Raw genomic sequence first — 15,107 nt, forward strand, 5'->3', positions numbered from 1 at the left:
CGCTATCAAACGCCGGACGAAGCCGAAGCGGACATCCGCAAGCGCGTCGACAACAAGGAAGTGGTGATCGGTTTCGGTCACCCGGTGTACACGATCTCCGACCCGCGCAACAAGGTCATCAAGGAAATCGCGAAGAAGCTCTCGAAAGAAGCGGGCAACAACAAGCTGTTCAGCATCGCCGAGCGGCTGGAATCGGTGATGTGGGAAGCGAAGAAGATGTTCCCGAATCTCGACTGGTTCAGCGCGGTGTCGTATCACATGATGGGCGTGCCGACGGCCATGTTCACGCCGCTCTTCGTGATCGCCCGGACGGCCGGCTGGAGCGCGCACATCATCGAACAGCGAATCGACAACAAGATCATCCGACCGAGCGCGAATTACACCGGACCCGACGACCTGCCGTTCGTGCCGCTCGCGAAACGGGTCTAACGGCGATTTTCTCCTCCGTTGCGTCTGCCGAGCGCGATGCAATGAAGTTTGGCCTTGGCTCGTCATACCCCGAGCCAAGGTTGTTTTTTTCGCGTGTTCCCGTGCGTGCCCGAGATAGCCGACCCGCAAGCCGCGCGAGCTACTAAACTAAGCATACTGTCTGACTGACCCGTCAGCGAAACGCCGCTAAAAGGCCCATAAAAACGGGCAGCTGACTGCGATCGGCCACCGCCATCGTCCCCGCATCATTACTGTTCGTCCCCAACGCCATGAATACTGCCAACCGCAAACGCCTTCCCGGCACCCAGCTCGATTTCTTCGACACGCGCGCCGCGGTCGACGCCATCCAGCCCGGCGCTTACGACACGCTGCCTTACACCTCGCGCGTGCTCGCCGAAAACCTCGTACGGCGCTGCGATCCGGTGACGCTGGTCGCGTCGCTCAAGCAGATCATCGAACGCAAGCGCGAGCTGGATTTCCCGTGGTTTCCTGCGCGCGTGGTGTGTCACGACATTCTCGGTCAGACCGCGCTGGTCGACCTCGCGGGTCTGCGCGACGCGATTGCCGCACAAGGCGGCGATCCAGCGATGGTCAATCCGGTAGTGCCCACGCAGCTCGTGGTGGACCATTCGCTCGCCGTCGAATGCGGCGGTTTCGATCCGGATGCGTTCGCCAAGAACCGCGCGATCGAAGATCGTCGTAACGAGGACCGCTTCGACTTCATCAGCTGGACCAAGCTGGCGTTCAAGAACGTCGACGTGATTCCGCCGGGCAACGGCATCCTGCATCAGATCAATCTGGAGCGGATGAGCCCGGTGGTGCAGGTGAAAGATGGCGTGGCGTTTCCCGACACGCTGGTCGGCACCGATTCCCATACGCCGATGGTCGACGCGCTCGGCGTGATCGCAATCGGCGTGGGCGGCCTCGAAGCGGAGAGCGTGATGCTGGGTCGCGCTTCGTACATGCGCCTGCCGGATATCGTCGGGGTGGAACTCACGGGCAAGCCGGGCGAGGGCATTACGGCGACCGACGTGGTTCTGTCGCTGACCGAATTCCTGCGCAAGGAAAAAGTGGTCGGCGCGTACCTCGAGTTTTACGGCGAAGGCACCGCGAAACTGACGCTCGGCGACCGCGCGACCATCGCCAATATGGCGCCCGAATTCGGCGCGACGGCGGCAATGTTTTACATCGACGAACAGACCATCAAGTATCTCAAGCTGACCGGCCGCGACGACGAACTCGTCAAACTGGTCGAGACCTACGCAAAGGAAACCGGTCTCTGGGCCGACAGCCTGCAACGCGCCGAATACGAACGCGTGCTGACGTTCGATCTGTCGACGGTGGTGCGCACACTCGCCGGTCCGTCGAATCCGCATCGCCGCTTGCCGGTGTCGGAACTGGCGGCGCGCGGCATCAGCGGCAAGGTTGAGAACGAGCCGGGTTTGATGCCCGACGGCGCGGTCATCATCGCCGCGATCACGAGCTGCACGAACACCAACAACCCGCGCAACATGATCGCGGCGGGTCTGGTCGCGCGTAACGCGAACCGGCGCGGACTGACGCGCAAGCCGTGGGCGAAGACCTCGCTCGCGCCCGGCTCGAAGGCGGTCACGCTGTATCTGGAAGAGGCCGGCCTGCTGCCGGAACTGGAGCAACTCGGCTTTGGCGTGGTGGCGTATGCGTGCACCTCGTGCAACGGCATGTCCGGCGCGCTGGACCCGGTGATCCAGAAAGAAATCGTCGAGCGCGATCTGTACGCCACCGCTGTGCTCTCGGGCAACCGCAATTTCGATGGACGTATCCATCCGTATGCGAAGCAGGCTTTTCTCGCCTCGCCGCCGCTGGTGGTGGCCTATGCGATTGCGGGCACGATTCGCTTCGACATCGAGAAGGATGTGCTGGGCATCGACGCCGACGGCAATTCGGTCACATTGAAGGACATCTGGCCGACCGACGAAGAGATCGATGCGATCGTCGCGTCGAGCGTGAAGCCGGAGCAGTTCCGCAAGGTGTACGAGCCGATGTTCGCGGTCGCCGTCGATACCGGCGAGCGAGCCGACCCGTTGTACGACTGGCGTCCGATGAGCACGTATATTCGCCGTCCGCCGTATTGGGAAGGCGCGCTCGCCGGTGAGCGTACGTTGCAGGGTATGCGCCCGCTCGCCGTGCTGGGCGACAACATCACGACGGATCACCTGTCGCCCTCGAATGCGATTCTGCTGGACAGCGCGTCGGGCGAATACCTCGCCAGAATGGGCCTGCCGGAAGAGGACTTCAATTCATACGCGACGCATCGTGGCGATCATTTGACCGCACAGCGCGCCACGTTTGCCAATCCCACACTGAAGAACGAGATGGTGGTGGTGGACGGCCAGGTGAAGGCCGGTTCGCTGGCGCGTATCGAGCCCGAAGGCAAGATCACGCGCATGTGGGAAGCGATCGAAACCTACATGGAGCGCAAGCAGCCGCTGATCGTGATCGCCGGTGCCGACTACGGCCAGGGTTCGTCGCGCGACTGGGCCGCCAAGGGTGTGCGGCTCGCCGGCGCGGAAGCGATCGTGGCGGAAGGCTTCGAGCGGATTCACCGCACGAATCTCGTCGGCATGGGCGTCTTGCCGCTGGAGTTCAAGCCGGGTGTGAACCGCTTGACGCTTGCCATCGACGGCACCGAGACCTTCGACGTGATCGGCGAACGCAAGCCGCGCGCCGACCTCACGCTGGTGATTCATCGCAGGAGCGGCGAGCGTGTCGAAGTGCCGGTGACGTGCCGGCTCGATACCGCTGAGGAAGTGTCGATCTACGAAGCCGGCGGCGTGTTGCAACGCTTTGCGCAGGACTTTCTGGAGTCGTCGAAGGCAGCCGCTTAATCGAACCTAACGCAGATCCGGGCGGCGTCGCGTGAGATGCCGCCCGCACATTTCAGGACACTTTCATGGCGTATCTCCCTCAGATCAAGATTGCGGCCACCTACATGCGCGGCGGCACCAGCAAGGGCGTGTTCTTCCGCTTGCAGGATTTGCCCGAAGCGGCGCAAGTGCCCGGCGCCGCGCGCGATGCGCTGCTGATGCGCGTGATCGGCAGCCCCGATCCGTACGGCAAGCAGATCGACGGCATGGGCGGCGCGACATCGAGCACCAGCAAGACGGTGATCATCGCCAAAAGCAGCAAGCCGGATCACGACGTGGATTACCTGTTCGGACAGGTGGCGATCGACAAGGCCTTCATCGACTGGACCGGCAATTGCGGCAATCTGTCGGCGGCGGTGGGACCGTTCGCGATCGGCGCGGGCCTGGTCGATCCGAGCCGCATTCCACGTGACGGTGTCGCCGTCGTGCGAATCTGGCAGGCCAACATCGGCAAGACCATCATCGGGCACGTGAAGATGACCGACGGCGCCGTGCAGGAAACCGGCGACTTCGAACTCGACGGCGTGACGTTCCCCGCTGCGGAAGTCCAGCTCGAATTCATGAACCCGGCGGCCGAAGAAGAGGGCGCGGGCGGCTCGATGTTCCCGACCGGCAATCTGGTCGACGATCTCGAAGTGCCGGGCGTCGGCACGCTGAGGGCGACCATGATCAACGCGGGCATCCCGACCATCTTCGTGGAAGCGGAAGCGATCGGCTACAAGGGCACCGAGTTGCAGGACGCGATCAATAGCGACGAGAAAGCACTCGCCATGTTCGAGACCATCCGTGCGCACGGCGCGCTGCGCATGGGCCTCATCAAGCATCTCGACGAGATCGGGACGCGCCAGCACACGCCGAAGGTGGCGTTCGTGGCGAAGCCGGCCGCTTATGTGTCGTCGAGCGGCAAGCAGATCGGCGCGGGCGACGTCGACCTGCTGGTGCGGGCGATGTCGATGGGCAAGCTGCATCACGCGATGATGGGCACCGCCGCCGTTGCGATCGGCACCGCCGCAGCGATTTCCGGCACGCTCGTGAATCTGGCTGCGGGCGGCGGCGCGCGCGAGGCAGTGCGTTTCGGGCATCCGTCGGGCACTTTGCGGGTGGGCGCGCAGGCGAGTGAGAACGGTGGCGAATGGACCGTCACCAAGGCCATCATGAGCCGTAGCGCGCGCGTGCTGATGGAAGGGTGGGTGCGGGTGCCGCAGGAAAGGTAAGTGCGCCATAGGCGGGGCATGTGCCCCGCGTTGGCGGGATGGAGCGGAATCAGGCAGCATCGGGCGGTCCGACGTCCGTCTCTCTGTTCGGCCGGCAACACAGTCCAGTGTGGCAAGCGTGCACAATCGGAGCGATATCCGGGCGGCTCCCGGCGCCTCGACATCCTGTGCGCGGCCACGGCGGCCACCGCTGCCACACTGGAGAGACAATGGGTTGGAAAAGCCTCCTGATCGAAGCGCCGGTCTGGCTGATCGGCCGCTTCTACCGTCCACGGTTCGATCCGCAACGCGATACGCCGCGCGAGATTCTGGTGCTGCGTCCCAACGATTTCGGCGAACTGCTCACCACCACACCGCTCTTCGAGGCGCTGCGCCAACGCTTTCCGACGACGCGTCTGATCGCCGGTGTCGGCAGTTGGGGCCGGCCGGTTCTCGAGAACAATCCGTTCGTCGACGAAGTGGTCGACATCGACGCACCCTGGAACAACAAGCTGGTCGCGGATCGCTCGCATCGCAATGTCTTGCGCTTTCTGTGGAAGTCGCCGCAAGTGGCGGCGCTGCGCGCGCGCGGCGGCGTCGACGTCGCGATCGACGTACTCGGCAGCTACATGGGCGCCGTGCTGATGATGCGCGCCGGCGCGCGCTATCGCATCGGCGTGCGCGGCTATCGCGGCGGCTGGAGCGGCTGCCAGCAATACATTGAATTCGCGCGGCGACAGGCCGGACGCGCCGCGCTCGCCCAAGGCGAACTGCTGGGCGCTACGGTCCTGCCGGAAGCGCGCCCGCAACTGTTCCTGACCGACGACGAACGCGCACGCGCCGCGCAAATCTGGGCAGGAGGCGGCGTTGCGCGCCGCCGCACGGTGCGCCTCGTGGTCGCCGTCGGAGCGGGCGTGCCGACCAAGGCATGGGAGCCGCGTCAGTTCGGCGCCGCGCTCGTGCAGATCGCGCAGGGAATCGAAAAGGCCGGGGATGGGTGCGATATCGTGATCGTCGGTAGCGCAGCGGATCAGAGTCGCGCGGCCGAGGCAATCGCCGCAGCGGGTCCGGGTGTAGCCGTGCGCTCAGTGGCGGGCGAGGTGCCGCTGCGGATCGTGTTCGCGTTGGTCGGGCAGGCGAGCGTGGTGCTGACGAATTCGACGATGCTCATGCATGTCGCCGCTGCGTTCAGCAAGCCGACTGTCGTCGTGATCGGCGGGAGCATCACGCGGCCGCAAGTGCACGACGCCATATGGGGTTACCCGCCGCCTTATCGCAGCGTGGCACCCGAGCAATACGTGGAGGGGCAACCCGCGCAGAACTGGCCGAGCGTCGAGCGGGTGGTGCAGGCGGTGTTGCAGTCGGCAGACGAGCAACGCGCGCGCGTCGGCGAAGTGGCTTGACTGCAGGGAGCGCATTGCGACGAGTTCGCGCATCCTGGACGAGTTGTGTGGAGAAGTTATCGCCGGGGTAAGATCCGTGTTCGACTTTGCTGCATGATTCGACTCGGCGCTCCCTTTCTTTCAGGTGACTCCCATGTTCAGGCGTTTCCCTTCTTCCGCATGTGCGGCCGTCATGCTTGGTGCGCTGGTGGCCTGTGCGACGCCGCCTGGCGGTCCCGCCGCCACGTCTTCCGGCAGTGCCAACGCCTCGATCGACCCGCCCCAGGCCGTGCAGGTGATGAAACTGGCCGCGTCCGGCGTGCAGACCTATTCGTGCGAGTTCGACTCGCAGCATCATCTGACGTGGGCGTTCAAGAACCCGCAGGCGATCCTGTTCGATACGAGCGGCCACGCGGCCGTTCGTCATGGCGCGGGTCCGTTCTGGGAAGCGGAGGACGGCAGCCGCATCGTCGGACACCTGCTTGCGCAGCGACCCAGCGATACGCCCTCGAGCATTCCGCAGCTGCTGCTCGAAACGCATAGCACGGCGGGAAGCGGCGTGTTGTCGACGGTGCGTTATGTGCAGCGCGTGCATACGGTCGGCGGCTTGATGCCTGCCGCGCCGTGTACGACCGAGCATCAATCCGGCAGCACGCCTTATCTCGCGGACTACGTTTTCTATCGGTAAGCGCGAGCGTTTTCGAATTTCCCCAAAAAGCTCCGTGCACGCCTGATTAATCCCCATTCATTGGAGTCAGCTTGTCGACGCCTCTTTCGTCTGCCGCAGTAGACGCGCTGCGTGCCCGCGCACCCGGCACGCAGAGCACCACGCATTTCAACCACGCGGGCGCCTCGCTGCCGTCGTCCGCGACGCTGGAGGCGATCCAGGCGCATCTCTGGCGTGAAGCCACAACCGGTCCCATGGAGGCCGCCGCAAGCGGGCGCGAACAAACCGAACGCGCGCGAACGCTCGCGGCTCAACTGTTCAATGCGCGACCGGAAGAGATCGCGCTGACCACCGGCAATTCGTCCGGCTGGAGCGCCGCATTTGCCGCGCTCGGTCCCTGGCAACCAGGCGATCGTATCCTCGTCGGTCGGCAGGAGTGGGGCGGCAATCTGAGTGCGATGCGTCTGGCTGCACAGCGCGACGGCGTATCGATCGAAACGATTCCCTGCGATGCGACCGGCGCAGTCGATCCGCAAGCGTTGGAAACATTGCTCGACGAGCGTGTGCGTTTGATCGCGCTCACCTGGCTGCCGGCGAACGGCGGACTGATCAATCCGGCTGCCGCAATCGGACAGGTTGCTCGTCGTCACGCGATCCCGTACTTCATCGATGCCGCGCAGGCGTTGGGGCAAGTCCCGACCGACGTCGTCGCGCTCGGCTGCGACGTGTTGACCGGCGTGGGCCGCAAGGCGCTGCGAGGACCGCGAGGCACGGGCTTTCTCTATATCCGTCAGGCGTTTCTGTCGCGCTTGACGCCCGTGCTGGTCGACAGCTGGTCGGCTCCGCTCGGCGCGAACGGCGAGCCGGTGCTGCGTGACGACGCGGCGCGTTTCGAGTCGTCGGAGAGGGCGTTGGCGCTGCATTGCGGCTTGGCCAATGCGTTGCAGGAGGCGTTGGAGATCGGCGTCGACACGATCCGTTTGCAGATCGATGGTATCGCGCAGTCGTTGCGTCAGCGGCTCTCAGCGTTGCCCGGCGTGACGGTGCTCGATCTGGGTGCGGAACGTTCGGGGTTGATCGCGTTCGACGTGGCCGGGCTCGACGCACTGACGGTGCAGCGCAGTCTTGCAGCGCAAGGCATCACGATCGGTAGCAACGGCACGCCTTACACACCGCTGGATATGGAGGCGCGCGGACTTCAGCAGATCGCCCGCGCATCGGTCAGCTATCTCACCACGGAGCCGGAGATCGACAGACTGTTGACGGGCATCCGCGCGCTGGTGCGTTGAGCGACGAATGCATTGGCAGTCCGGTGAGTTTCGCTCACATACAAGCGAAAATTTTTGATTTATCCGATCCGTCATCACGGCGTTACGCTGAAGGTTGACCGGCAAATGCCAAGGGAGACGAGATGATCGAATCGATCGATGTGCGCGCGCTCGCGAAGGGCGTGTCGCACGGATATCTGAACCAGGTCGTGGCGAACGTGAATGACCACGACGTGCACCTCAGCGTGATGCATGCGCCGTACTTCTGGCACGTGCATCCCGACTCGGATGAAACGTTCGTGGTGGTCGAGGGTACGCTCGTCATCGAGACGGACGAGGGCGCTGTCGAACTGCAAACCGGCCAGCTGTTGACCGTGCCGCGCGGGATACGCCATCGCACGCGGCCTGGCGGCGAACGCACCGTCAGTCTGACGGTGGAGCGTCGCGACACGACAACGGTTCGATCCGACGAGCCGCTTCGATAGCAAACTTCCGCGTTCATCGACAAGCCGGTCGTGACACAGTACGCTTGATGCGCCCGGGCGGGCTCGGCACTCGAGGCCGCCGCCAAAACCATCAAGACCGGACTATTCGATGACTCGATACGTCGCTTTCCTGCGAGCCGTGAACGTCGGGGGCACCGGCAAGCTCGCTATGTCCGAACTGCGCACGATGTGTGAATCCCTGGGCTTTGTCCAGGTGCGGACCTACATCGCCAGCGGCAACGTGGTATTCGAAAGCAAACTGAAGGAAGCCTCGGTAAAGAGCAAGCTGGAACATTGCCTCGCCGACTACGCGGGCAAGCCGGTCGGGGTGCTGGTGCGCACCGGCGCGGAACTGGTCGCGGTGCTCGAGTCCAATCCGTTCAGCTCGGCTGCGTCGAATCGCTGCGTTGCGATATTCCTCGATGCAGCGCCGCCGGCCGATACGCTCAAGCAGGCGAGCGGTCAGCAGGACGAAGAGATTGCAATTGGAACCCGCGAAATTTATGTGCACTACAGCAAGGGAATCGCCCACTCGAAACTGAAGATCCCTGCCGCGAAGAATGGCACCGCGCGCAATATGAACACGGTGGCAAGGCTGGTCGAATGGGCGTTGGAAGCATAGGTGTTCGAGACTCAGGCCGCGAACATGGTGAAGCCACGCGCGTCGAACGGCAATTCGAACGCATCGAGCTCGTGCAGATAGCGTTCGACGACGCGCGAGGGCAAGGTTGCCACGTAGCCGGTTCGTATCAACAGCACCGGCACCGCGCCAACTCCCAGTTTCACTTCACGCCGTGCTTCGCCTGCCAGCGTTGCATGAAGGCGATTTCATCGTGCTGGGCCTTGATGATGTTTCTGGCCAGACGTTTCAACTCCGGGTCCTTGCCGTATTTCAACTCGACCTGCGCCATCTCGATCGCCCCCTGGTGATGCGGGACCATGTGCGAGACGAAGTCCTTGTCGGCGTCGCCGGTATAGGTGGGCGCGCTCATGTCGTGCATCATTTTGTCGTCGGCCGCCTTGAAGGCTTGCGTCGAATCGGCCGAACCGGCGAGCGACGACGCGGACATGTCCATGCCGGGCATGGACGCATGCTGCTGGGCATGGACGGGCGCCGCCGCCATGGCCAACGCCAGAGCGCTGAACAGATAGACGGAACGAAACGCGCGCAGATTATTCATCGTGGATTTCCAGTTGAGCGAAGAGAGGCAGGGTGGTCATGATGCCAGGAAACGGGCGTCTTGCCCATGCGTCCGGCAGGCGTTATCCGGGTGGATTCAGTCGTTCAGCGAAGGATGAAAGCCCGCCGCCTCGATTGCTTCGATCAGTCGGTGCGGCGCCAGCGTCGACGTGACCCTGACGATCTTGACCGGCACGTCCACCTCGATTGTGGCCGCAGGATCCTGACTCGTCACTGCGCGCGAGACTGCCTTGGCGCATCCGCCGCAGGTCATATCCGGGATGGCGAATTCCATGTTTACCTCCAATGAGAAATCTGAACCCAAGCTTGGACCTTCCCACGATGGCAAGGTCAAGCATGGATCGGAAGAATGGTGGGCGCAGATGCGCCGTGGTTCGCGCAATGCGATTTCCTGCACCCTTCGTGGATTGATTTGCGGGAGGTCTTACCGACTCTCTGTGCGCTAACTCACGAAGTTGCGCCGAACTTACTTGGACGCGTATTTGGCGGTGCTATGCTGGGGCCGCGTGGAATGAATGGCTTCATGCGCGTGGGCTTCGAACAATACGTGGATCTCGTCAGGAGCGGGGCATGTTGAGAAAGGTCGTCGATCGGGCGAAACAGATCCGACGCAGCGAGGGATTCAAGCATTCCGTGGCCACGCCGCGCCGTATCTCCCTCCACGCCAAACAGCGATTGAATCGCGGGATGTTCGCCATCGAAATTCAGGAGAACTCGGGTTTTTTCTCCGTGATGCAGATGGTGCTGTTCATTCTCATGTACTGCGAGGAGAAGTGCCTCACGCCCTGCATCAGCGCGCGGGGCGGACTTTATGGCGACCCCGAGGGCAAGCTGGACTGGTTCGGCGCTTTCTTCGAGCCGGTGCGGACCGCACCGGTTGCGGCGCTGACGCATAAGATCAGAACCTCGACGGTGCGCGACCTGGTTCAACTGGGATTTCGTCAACGCTACGAGAGCCGCCTGCAACTCAGGAGCGCAAGCGAACTTTTTTATGCGCACTATCGCCCTGCGGCGCATATTCTCGATGAGGTCGACGCAGTATGCCGCGAGTCGGGCATCGGGGCGTCGACGCTCGGCGCGCATTTTCGTGGGACCGACAAGCCGTCGGAAGCCGTACCCATTTCGTGGACGGCGTTTTGCCAGCATGTCGACGCGACGCTCGCCGACAATCCGCATCTGACCGACATCTTCGTATCGAGCGACGAACCCGCGTTTCTCGCGTTCTTCGTTGCATGGCCGTTTCGCAAGCCGGTCAAGGTCGCGCCGGCCAAGCTGCTCGCGCGCGGCAGCACGCCGGTTCACTTCAGCGGTTATCCCGGGATCGAAATCGGCCGCGAGGCACTGGTGTCAAGTCTGTTGCTGGCCAGTTGCGGCTATCTGGTGAAAACACCCTCCTATCTGTCCGCGTGGTCGAGAATCTTCAATCCTTCACTGCCGGTGAAGCTCGTGTCGCCGCCAAGGCCGGACGCGTTCTGGTTCCCCGACAGCCGTCTCTGGCTCGAACAGGCCGCGCAGGAAAAGGCGGCTTGACGCGCAGGGTTCGTCTGCGTGTCTGCGTATTTCCACGAGATTTTTATAGCTTCGGCAGTCATCTCCTCGCGGTCTTTGCGGTGCTATCCGCGTAGTCGTTGCGTGGCTCGTCGCCACATGACAGAACGGGACAGGCTGGAGCGCGTATGGCATTCGAAGAGACCAGATAGGTGCCGGAATACCGTCGAGCCTGATTAACCGCATGATCTTGCGGCTCGTGTAGAACGGGTCGAGATCGGAGGGCGAGGGCGTCCAGGTGTTCGCCGCGCGTGCTGGTCCGCGTCCCGGTTGCCGGCGAACGAGCGGTGCCATTCCGAGGCGGCGTTACGGCAGTCGCGATTCGACAGAACTTCCATAAAAGCGTAGTTTCAGCGCTATCAATTTCGCATTAAGTAGCATTTACTTTTAAACGTGTTTCGATATTGAACGCTTAATGATGGCGCGAGGTTTTAATAATCGCCGCCAAAATCCAGGAGGAACGACAAGATGAAAGCCGTCAGAATCGGTTCGCCCGCCAGCGTGGCCAATCTGCAGGTCGTCGAGATCGACGATCCCGGCCAGCCCGCTGCCGGTGAAATCCGCGTACGCATTCACGCGAGCTCGCTGAATTTTCATGACTACGGCGTGGTAAGCGGCAATCTTCCGGCGCAGGCAGGCCGCATTCCGATGGCGGACGGCGCGGGCGTCGTCGAATCGGTCGGCGAGGGCGTCAGCGGATTCGAGGCGGGCGACCACGTGGTGTCGTGCTTCTTCCCGTTCTGGGAAAACGGACCACCGGCCATCGCCGATTTTTCGACCACCCCCGGCGACGGCGTGGACGGCTATGCACGCGAGGCCGTCGTGCTGCCGGCGCATTACTTCACGCGCGCACCGCAAGGGTACAGTCATCAAGAAGCCGCCACGCTGACCACCGCCGGACTGACCGCATGGCGTGCGCTGGTTGTCGACGGTCAGATCAGGGCGGGCGCAACGGTGCTGGTGCTCGGCACCGGCGGCGTGTCGATCTTCGGCTTGCAACTGGCCAAGGCGATGGGCGCATCGGTGATCGCCACGTCTTCGTCGGATGCGAAGCTCGCGAGGCTACGCGAACTGGGCGCCGACGAAACGATCAACTACCGCGAGAATCCCGAGTGGGGCAAACAGGTCCGTCAGCTCACCCACGGACGCGGCGTCGATCATGTCGTCGAAGTGGGAGGGCCCGGCACCTTGCCGCAATCGATCACGGCTTGCCGGATCGGCGGACATATCGCCCTGATCGGTGTGCTGACCGGCCGCGCGGGCCCGGTGCCGACCGCGGCGCTGATGGCGCGGCAGCAACGCTTGCAAGGTTTGATCGTGGGCAGTCGGCAGGAGCAGCTCGACATGATTCGCGCGTTGGAGGTGACCGGTATCAAGCCGGTGATCGACAGCACGTTCAGTCTGGAAAAGCTCGCCGATGCGTTCAGGCACGAGGAGTCGGGCGCTCACTTCGGCAAGATCTGCGTGACGATGTGAGCGCGTCGACCAGGGCGTCGGCCGCTTAGGTGGGCGTCGCCAGATCCGCGAACGTGAGGCCGCTCGCTCCACAGGCATCGTTAAACGCAGCGTCGTAGCTGCAGAAAAACACCGTGCGGGTTTGGGCCAGCGTCCTGAACAGATCGACCAGCACTGCGCGTGCCGGGGCGTCCAGTCCGCCGACGGGCTCGTCGGCGATCAGCACGCGCGTGTCGCCGAGTCCGGCAGACGTGAGGAAAAACTTCTTGCGCGTGCCGAACGACATCTGCTCGAAGCGCTTGTCGAGATGCGGCGTGAGACCGAAGCGCTCCACCAGTTCCATCGTCTCATGCCCGACGCTGGCCTTTCTCGCCGACGCCACATCGTGCAGATAAGCTCGACCGGTCTGGTCCGGGTAGGTCATGCAGTCTTCGGGCATGTAGGTCAGCAAGGCTTGCGCAGCAAGCGGGGCGCTGCGCAAAGACTGACCACCGAGCCACACGTCACCGGTATCGGCCTCGATCGTGCCGGCAAGGATGCCGAGCAAGGTGGATTTGCCGCTGCCCGACTCGTCGTTCAACGCGACGCATCCTGCGACGGTGTCGTAGTGCAGTCCCTGAAAGACGATGCGCTCGTCATAGCGTTTGCTGAGTTTTTCGAATCGAAGCATAAGGTGGGATCTATTGCGCGCCCTGAACCCGCAGGTCGAGTGCGCGAGCTCGCATGTCCTGCGGACTCATGTCGAAAGCGCGACGAAACGCGCGGGTGAAGTCCGAGGCGCTACGAAAACCGAGGCCGTAGGCGATTTCCATCACCTGGAGGTGCGGGAAACGGGCCAGCTCGTCCGCGGCTTCCAGCAAGCGACGATGGCGGATATAGGCGCCGAGGCCGCCTTCGGGTTCGAACCAGCGATAGATCGTCGCGCGCTTGAGTTGCAACGCCTGAACCACACTGGTCGGCGTGAGCTCGCCATGGTGCAGATTGGCTTCCACGTAGCGGCGCACCTGGCCCATCAGCGCGGCTTGCAGGGCGGCGCGTTGCGCACCGGTCGGGCGCGCGTCCTTGCGAAAGGCCGCGATCATCAACTGGGCGCCGGCCTGCAAGCCTTCGATGGCGCGGGCCGGATCGAGCTTCGCGATGTCGCGAGCCACGGCCGCCATGTGATCCAGCGCGAGGCCGGCGAGCGGCGAGGACTGCTCGACGATGCGACCGTGTATCGCCGAGCCGTCGCGCATCGCCTCGTCTACCATCGCGGCCGGGACGAACAGACTCAGAAGCCGCGACTTCGGGCGCTCTGCGCGAAACGGCTGATTCAGATCGAACGCTGCGATGCCTTGCACCAGAACTGGCGCGCTGCGCTTCCTGCTCATGCCGGTGACGTCGCCGGCATGTCCTTCCAGAAAAGCCTGGAAGACGTAATCGCGCCGCTTGTCGGTGGACACCCGTGCAACCGAGCGTTCCAGCACCATCGAATCGGTGCTGCAGTCGGTAAAAATCAGGCCGCCACCCGCGTATAAATCGATTTCGCCGCGAAAGCCCCGGGCGATCTGCTCGTTCGACGGCGGCGCGTCGACTACGTGCCCGACCCGCTGACGCCAGGCGAGGAACTGCTGGTCGGCGGCGAGTCCGTGCGTGCTGAAGCGGCTCGTCGCAATGGCGGAGCACGAATCGGCTGCGGCAGCCGCGGCCAGATGTTCCGGCAGTGAGCGCTGGTTCATGGACGATGGTTGAAGGCGAAGAATGCGACGGCTGCAAGTGGGGCACGCCAAACCCGCATTTTGCAGCAAACGGGCAAGTTTTGAGACAGACAGTCAAGCCTGTCAAAAAAGCAGCGCTATCTTCGCATGATTAGATGCAGATCGCTTTCGCCACACGGCGTGGTCAATCGTCCACCGCCTCCGTACCGGAACCGCAACTGCGCGCAAAACCGCGCCAACCAGAGACAACGGGCGCAAGGGTGCGAGGTTCATGCTTTGCCAGCAGGCAATTCACGGGGTAAGGATGATGAGCGGCACGACCAGGGAAGCGACCGTCCAACGGGGCGGGCGGCGTCCGGCCAGTCTGGTGGACAGCCAGTTGCAGCATCTCGAAAGCATGGTGGAGTATCTGGCGCGCGGGGGTGCGGCAGAAGGGGGACATCCACTCGACCATGAGTATTGGGAGAAGCGGCTCCGCGTTCTGGAAGAAACGCACGAGTTAATTGCCAGCCAGCGCAGGCGCCTGTCGCGATTGAGCGACAGGTTGGCAGGCGAACTGCGGATCGGGCTAAAAGAGCGCGATGCCGCCTGAATCGGCCGAAGCAAAAGGAATGCGAGGACCGGGGTTAAGCGCTGGAGACCTTGATCGATGCAGGCCGCATCGGTCATCAAAAAATCAGAAGAACCTGAGAGAAAAAACGGCGGTGGAGCGAACGGGCCCCAAGAGGCGCGTCGCCCATCGACCCCGCCATCCTGCTCGGTCTTGCCCCCTACAGCGCTTGTCGGCTGGCGGCCAGGATTCGGCTTTTTACGCCGCCGATGCATCCAGCGCCGCAATTTCACAGTAAAGCTAGACGGGAGCCCGCCGCTCGACGC

The 15,107-nt window shown here is 63.3% G+C and carries 16 protein-coding genes; 11 read left to right on the top strand and 5 right to left on the bottom strand.

All coding sequences use genetic code 11. From position 1 onward, the window contains the following. The 8 genes from FQ705_RS30985 to FQ705_RS31020 all read left to right on the top strand — a co-directional run. Positions 1-429: citrate/2-methylcitrate synthase (locus FQ705_RS30985; RefSeq protein WP_313955690.1), on the top strand; the 429-nt coding region annotated here is incomplete at its 5' end. 269 nt (positions 430-698) lie between these two features. Continuing rightward, entirely contained in the window at positions 699-3,296 is a 2,598-nt protein-coding gene (acnD, locus tag FQ705_RS30990; RefSeq protein WP_144148345.1) for a Fe/S-dependent 2-methylisocitrate dehydratase AcnD, read from the top strand. A gap of 65 nt (positions 3,297-3,361) precedes the next feature. After that, entirely contained in the window at positions 3,362-4,549 is a 1,188-nt protein-coding gene (gene prpF / locus FQ705_RS30995) for a 2-methylaconitate cis-trans isomerase PrpF (RefSeq protein WP_144148347.1), read from the top strand. 209 nt (positions 4,550-4,758) lie between these two features. Continuing rightward, positions 4,759-5,931 (top strand): glycosyltransferase family 9 protein, encoded by a 1,173-nt coding sequence (locus tag FQ705_RS31000; protein WP_144148349.1) that lies wholly within the window; start codon positions 4,759-4,761, stop codon positions 5,929-5,931. A gap of 133 nt (positions 5,932-6,064) precedes the next feature. Then, positions 6,065-6,598 carry a DUF3455 domain-containing protein gene (locus tag FQ705_RS31005; protein WP_260854674.1) on the top strand — a complete coding sequence of 178 codons (534 nt, stop codon included), beginning with the start codon at positions 6,065-6,067 and terminating at the stop codon, positions 6,596-6,598. Between the two features lie 71 nt (positions 6,599-6,669). Further along, positions 6,670-7,866 carry an aminotransferase class V-fold PLP-dependent enzyme gene (locus tag FQ705_RS31010; protein ID WP_144148351.1) on the top strand — a complete coding sequence of 399 codons (1,197 nt, stop codon included), beginning with the start codon at positions 6,670-6,672 and terminating at the stop codon, positions 7,864-7,866. Positions 7,867-7,988: 122 nt separating this feature from the next. Continuing rightward, the gene (locus tag FQ705_RS31015) at positions 7,989-8,330 is read left to right on the top strand and encodes a cupin domain-containing protein (protein ID WP_144148353.1); all 342 of its coding nucleotides are present in this window, start codon (positions 7,989-7,991) and stop codon (positions 8,328-8,330) included. A 109-nt stretch (positions 8,331-8,439) separates the two neighbouring features. Continuing rightward, positions 8,440-8,952: a DUF1697 domain-containing protein gene (locus FQ705_RS31020; RefSeq protein WP_144148355.1), complete on the top strand. Its 513-nt coding sequence runs from the start codon at positions 8,440-8,442 to the stop codon at positions 8,950-8,952. A gap of 11 nt (positions 8,953-8,963) precedes the next feature. On the opposite strand, the gene FQ705_RS34255 is transcribed toward FQ705_RS31020, so the two are convergent. From FQ705_RS34255 to FQ705_RS31030, 3 genes are all read right to left on the bottom strand, one after another. Next, positions 8,964-9,116 carry a hypothetical protein gene (locus FQ705_RS34255; protein WP_186308086.1) on the bottom strand — a complete coding sequence of 51 codons (153 nt, stop codon included), beginning with the start codon at positions 9,114-9,116 and terminating at the stop codon, positions 8,964-8,966. Then, positions 9,113-9,511, bottom strand: coding sequence for a DUF305 domain-containing protein (locus FQ705_RS31025; RefSeq protein WP_144148357.1), 399 nt, complete (start codon positions 9,509-9,511; stop codon positions 9,113-9,115). Before FQ705_RS31025 ends, FQ705_RS34255 begins: the two co-directional genes overlap by 4 nt. Before the next feature lie 96 nt (positions 9,512-9,607). Then, a complete protein-coding gene (locus FQ705_RS31030; RefSeq protein ID WP_144148359.1) occupies positions 9,608-9,805 on the bottom strand; it encodes a heavy-metal-associated domain-containing protein in 198 nt (65 codons plus the stop codon). Positions 9,806-10,101: 296 nt separating this feature from the next. Between FQ705_RS31030 and FQ705_RS31035 the strand changes: the two genes are divergently transcribed. Beyond that, positions 10,102-11,061 (top strand): hypothetical protein, encoded by a 960-nt coding sequence (locus tag FQ705_RS31035; protein WP_144148361.1) that lies wholly within the window; start codon positions 10,102-10,104, stop codon positions 11,059-11,061. Between the two features lie 486 nt (positions 11,062-11,547). After that, positions 11,548-12,555, top strand: coding sequence for a zinc-dependent alcohol dehydrogenase family protein (locus FQ705_RS31045; protein WP_144148365.1), 1,008 nt, complete (start codon positions 11,548-11,550; stop codon positions 12,553-12,555). Between the two features lie 25 nt (positions 12,556-12,580). On the opposite strand, the gene FQ705_RS31050 is transcribed toward FQ705_RS31045, so the two are convergent. Further along, the gene (locus FQ705_RS31050) at positions 12,581-13,204 is read right to left on the bottom strand and encodes an ATP-binding cassette domain-containing protein (protein ID WP_144148367.1); all 624 of its coding nucleotides are present in this window, start codon (positions 13,202-13,204) and stop codon (positions 12,581-12,583) included. A gap of 10 nt (positions 13,205-13,214) precedes the next feature. Then, complete coding sequence (locus tag FQ705_RS31055; RefSeq protein WP_144148369.1) at positions 13,215-14,252, bottom strand: AraC family transcriptional regulator; 1,038 nt, start codon at positions 14,250-14,252, stop codon at positions 13,215-13,217. A gap of 286 nt (positions 14,253-14,538) precedes the next feature. Between FQ705_RS31055 and FQ705_RS31060 the strand changes: the two genes are divergently transcribed. Further along, a complete protein-coding gene (locus FQ705_RS31060) occupies positions 14,539-14,823 on the top strand; it encodes a hypothetical protein (protein ID WP_144148903.1) in 285 nt (94 codons plus the stop codon). The last annotated feature ends 284 nt before the right edge of the window (positions 14,824-15,107 follow it).

The sequence above is a fragment of the Paraburkholderia sp. BCC1884 genome (assembly GCF_900996225.1).
GTDB lineage: Bacteria > Pseudomonadota > Gammaproteobacteria > Burkholderiales > Burkholderiaceae > Paraburkholderia.

Coding starts and splice junctions, on each gene's coding strand:
- FQ705_RS31045 (WP_144148365.1), top strand. CDS start 11,548: ATGAAAGCCGTCAGAATCGGTTCGCCCGCCAGCGTGGCCAATCTGCAG.
- FQ705_RS31055 (WP_144148369.1), bottom strand. CDS start 14,252: ATGAACCAGCGCTCACTGCCGGAACATCTGGCCGCGGCTGCCGCAGCC.
- FQ705_RS31025 (WP_144148357.1), bottom strand. CDS start 9,511: ATGAATAATCTGCGCGCGTTTCGTTCCGTCTATCTGTTCAGCGCTCTG.
- FQ705_RS31060 (WP_144148903.1), top strand. CDS start 14,539: ATGAGCGGCACGACCAGGGAAGCGACCGTCCAACGGGGCGGGCGGCGT.
- acnD (WP_144148345.1), top strand. CDS start 699: ATGAATACTGCCAACCGCAAACGCCTTCCCGGCACCCAGCTCGATTTC.
- prpF (WP_144148347.1), top strand. CDS start 3,362: ATGGCGTATCTCCCTCAGATCAAGATTGCGGCCACCTACATGCGCGGC.
- FQ705_RS31030 (WP_144148359.1), bottom strand. CDS start 9,805: ATGGAATTCGCCATCCCGGATATGACCTGCGGCGGATGCGCCAAGGCA.
- FQ705_RS31005 (WP_260854674.1), top strand. CDS start 6,065: ATGTTCAGGCGTTTCCCTTCTTCCGCATGTGCGGCCGTCATGCTTGGT.
- FQ705_RS31035 (WP_144148361.1), top strand. CDS start 10,102: ATGTTGAGAAAGGTCGTCGATCGGGCGAAACAGATCCGACGCAGCGAG.
- FQ705_RS31000 (WP_144148349.1), top strand. CDS start 4,759: ATGGGTTGGAAAAGCCTCCTGATCGAAGCGCCGGTCTGGCTGATCGGC.
- FQ705_RS31015 (WP_144148353.1), top strand. CDS start 7,989: ATGATCGAATCGATCGATGTGCGCGCGCTCGCGAAGGGCGTGTCGCAC.
- FQ705_RS31020 (WP_144148355.1), top strand. CDS start 8,440: ATGACTCGATACGTCGCTTTCCTGCGAGCCGTGAACGTCGGGGGCACC.
- FQ705_RS31050 (WP_144148367.1), bottom strand. CDS start 13,204: ATGCTTCGATTCGAAAAACTCAGCAAACGCTATGACGAGCGCATCGTC.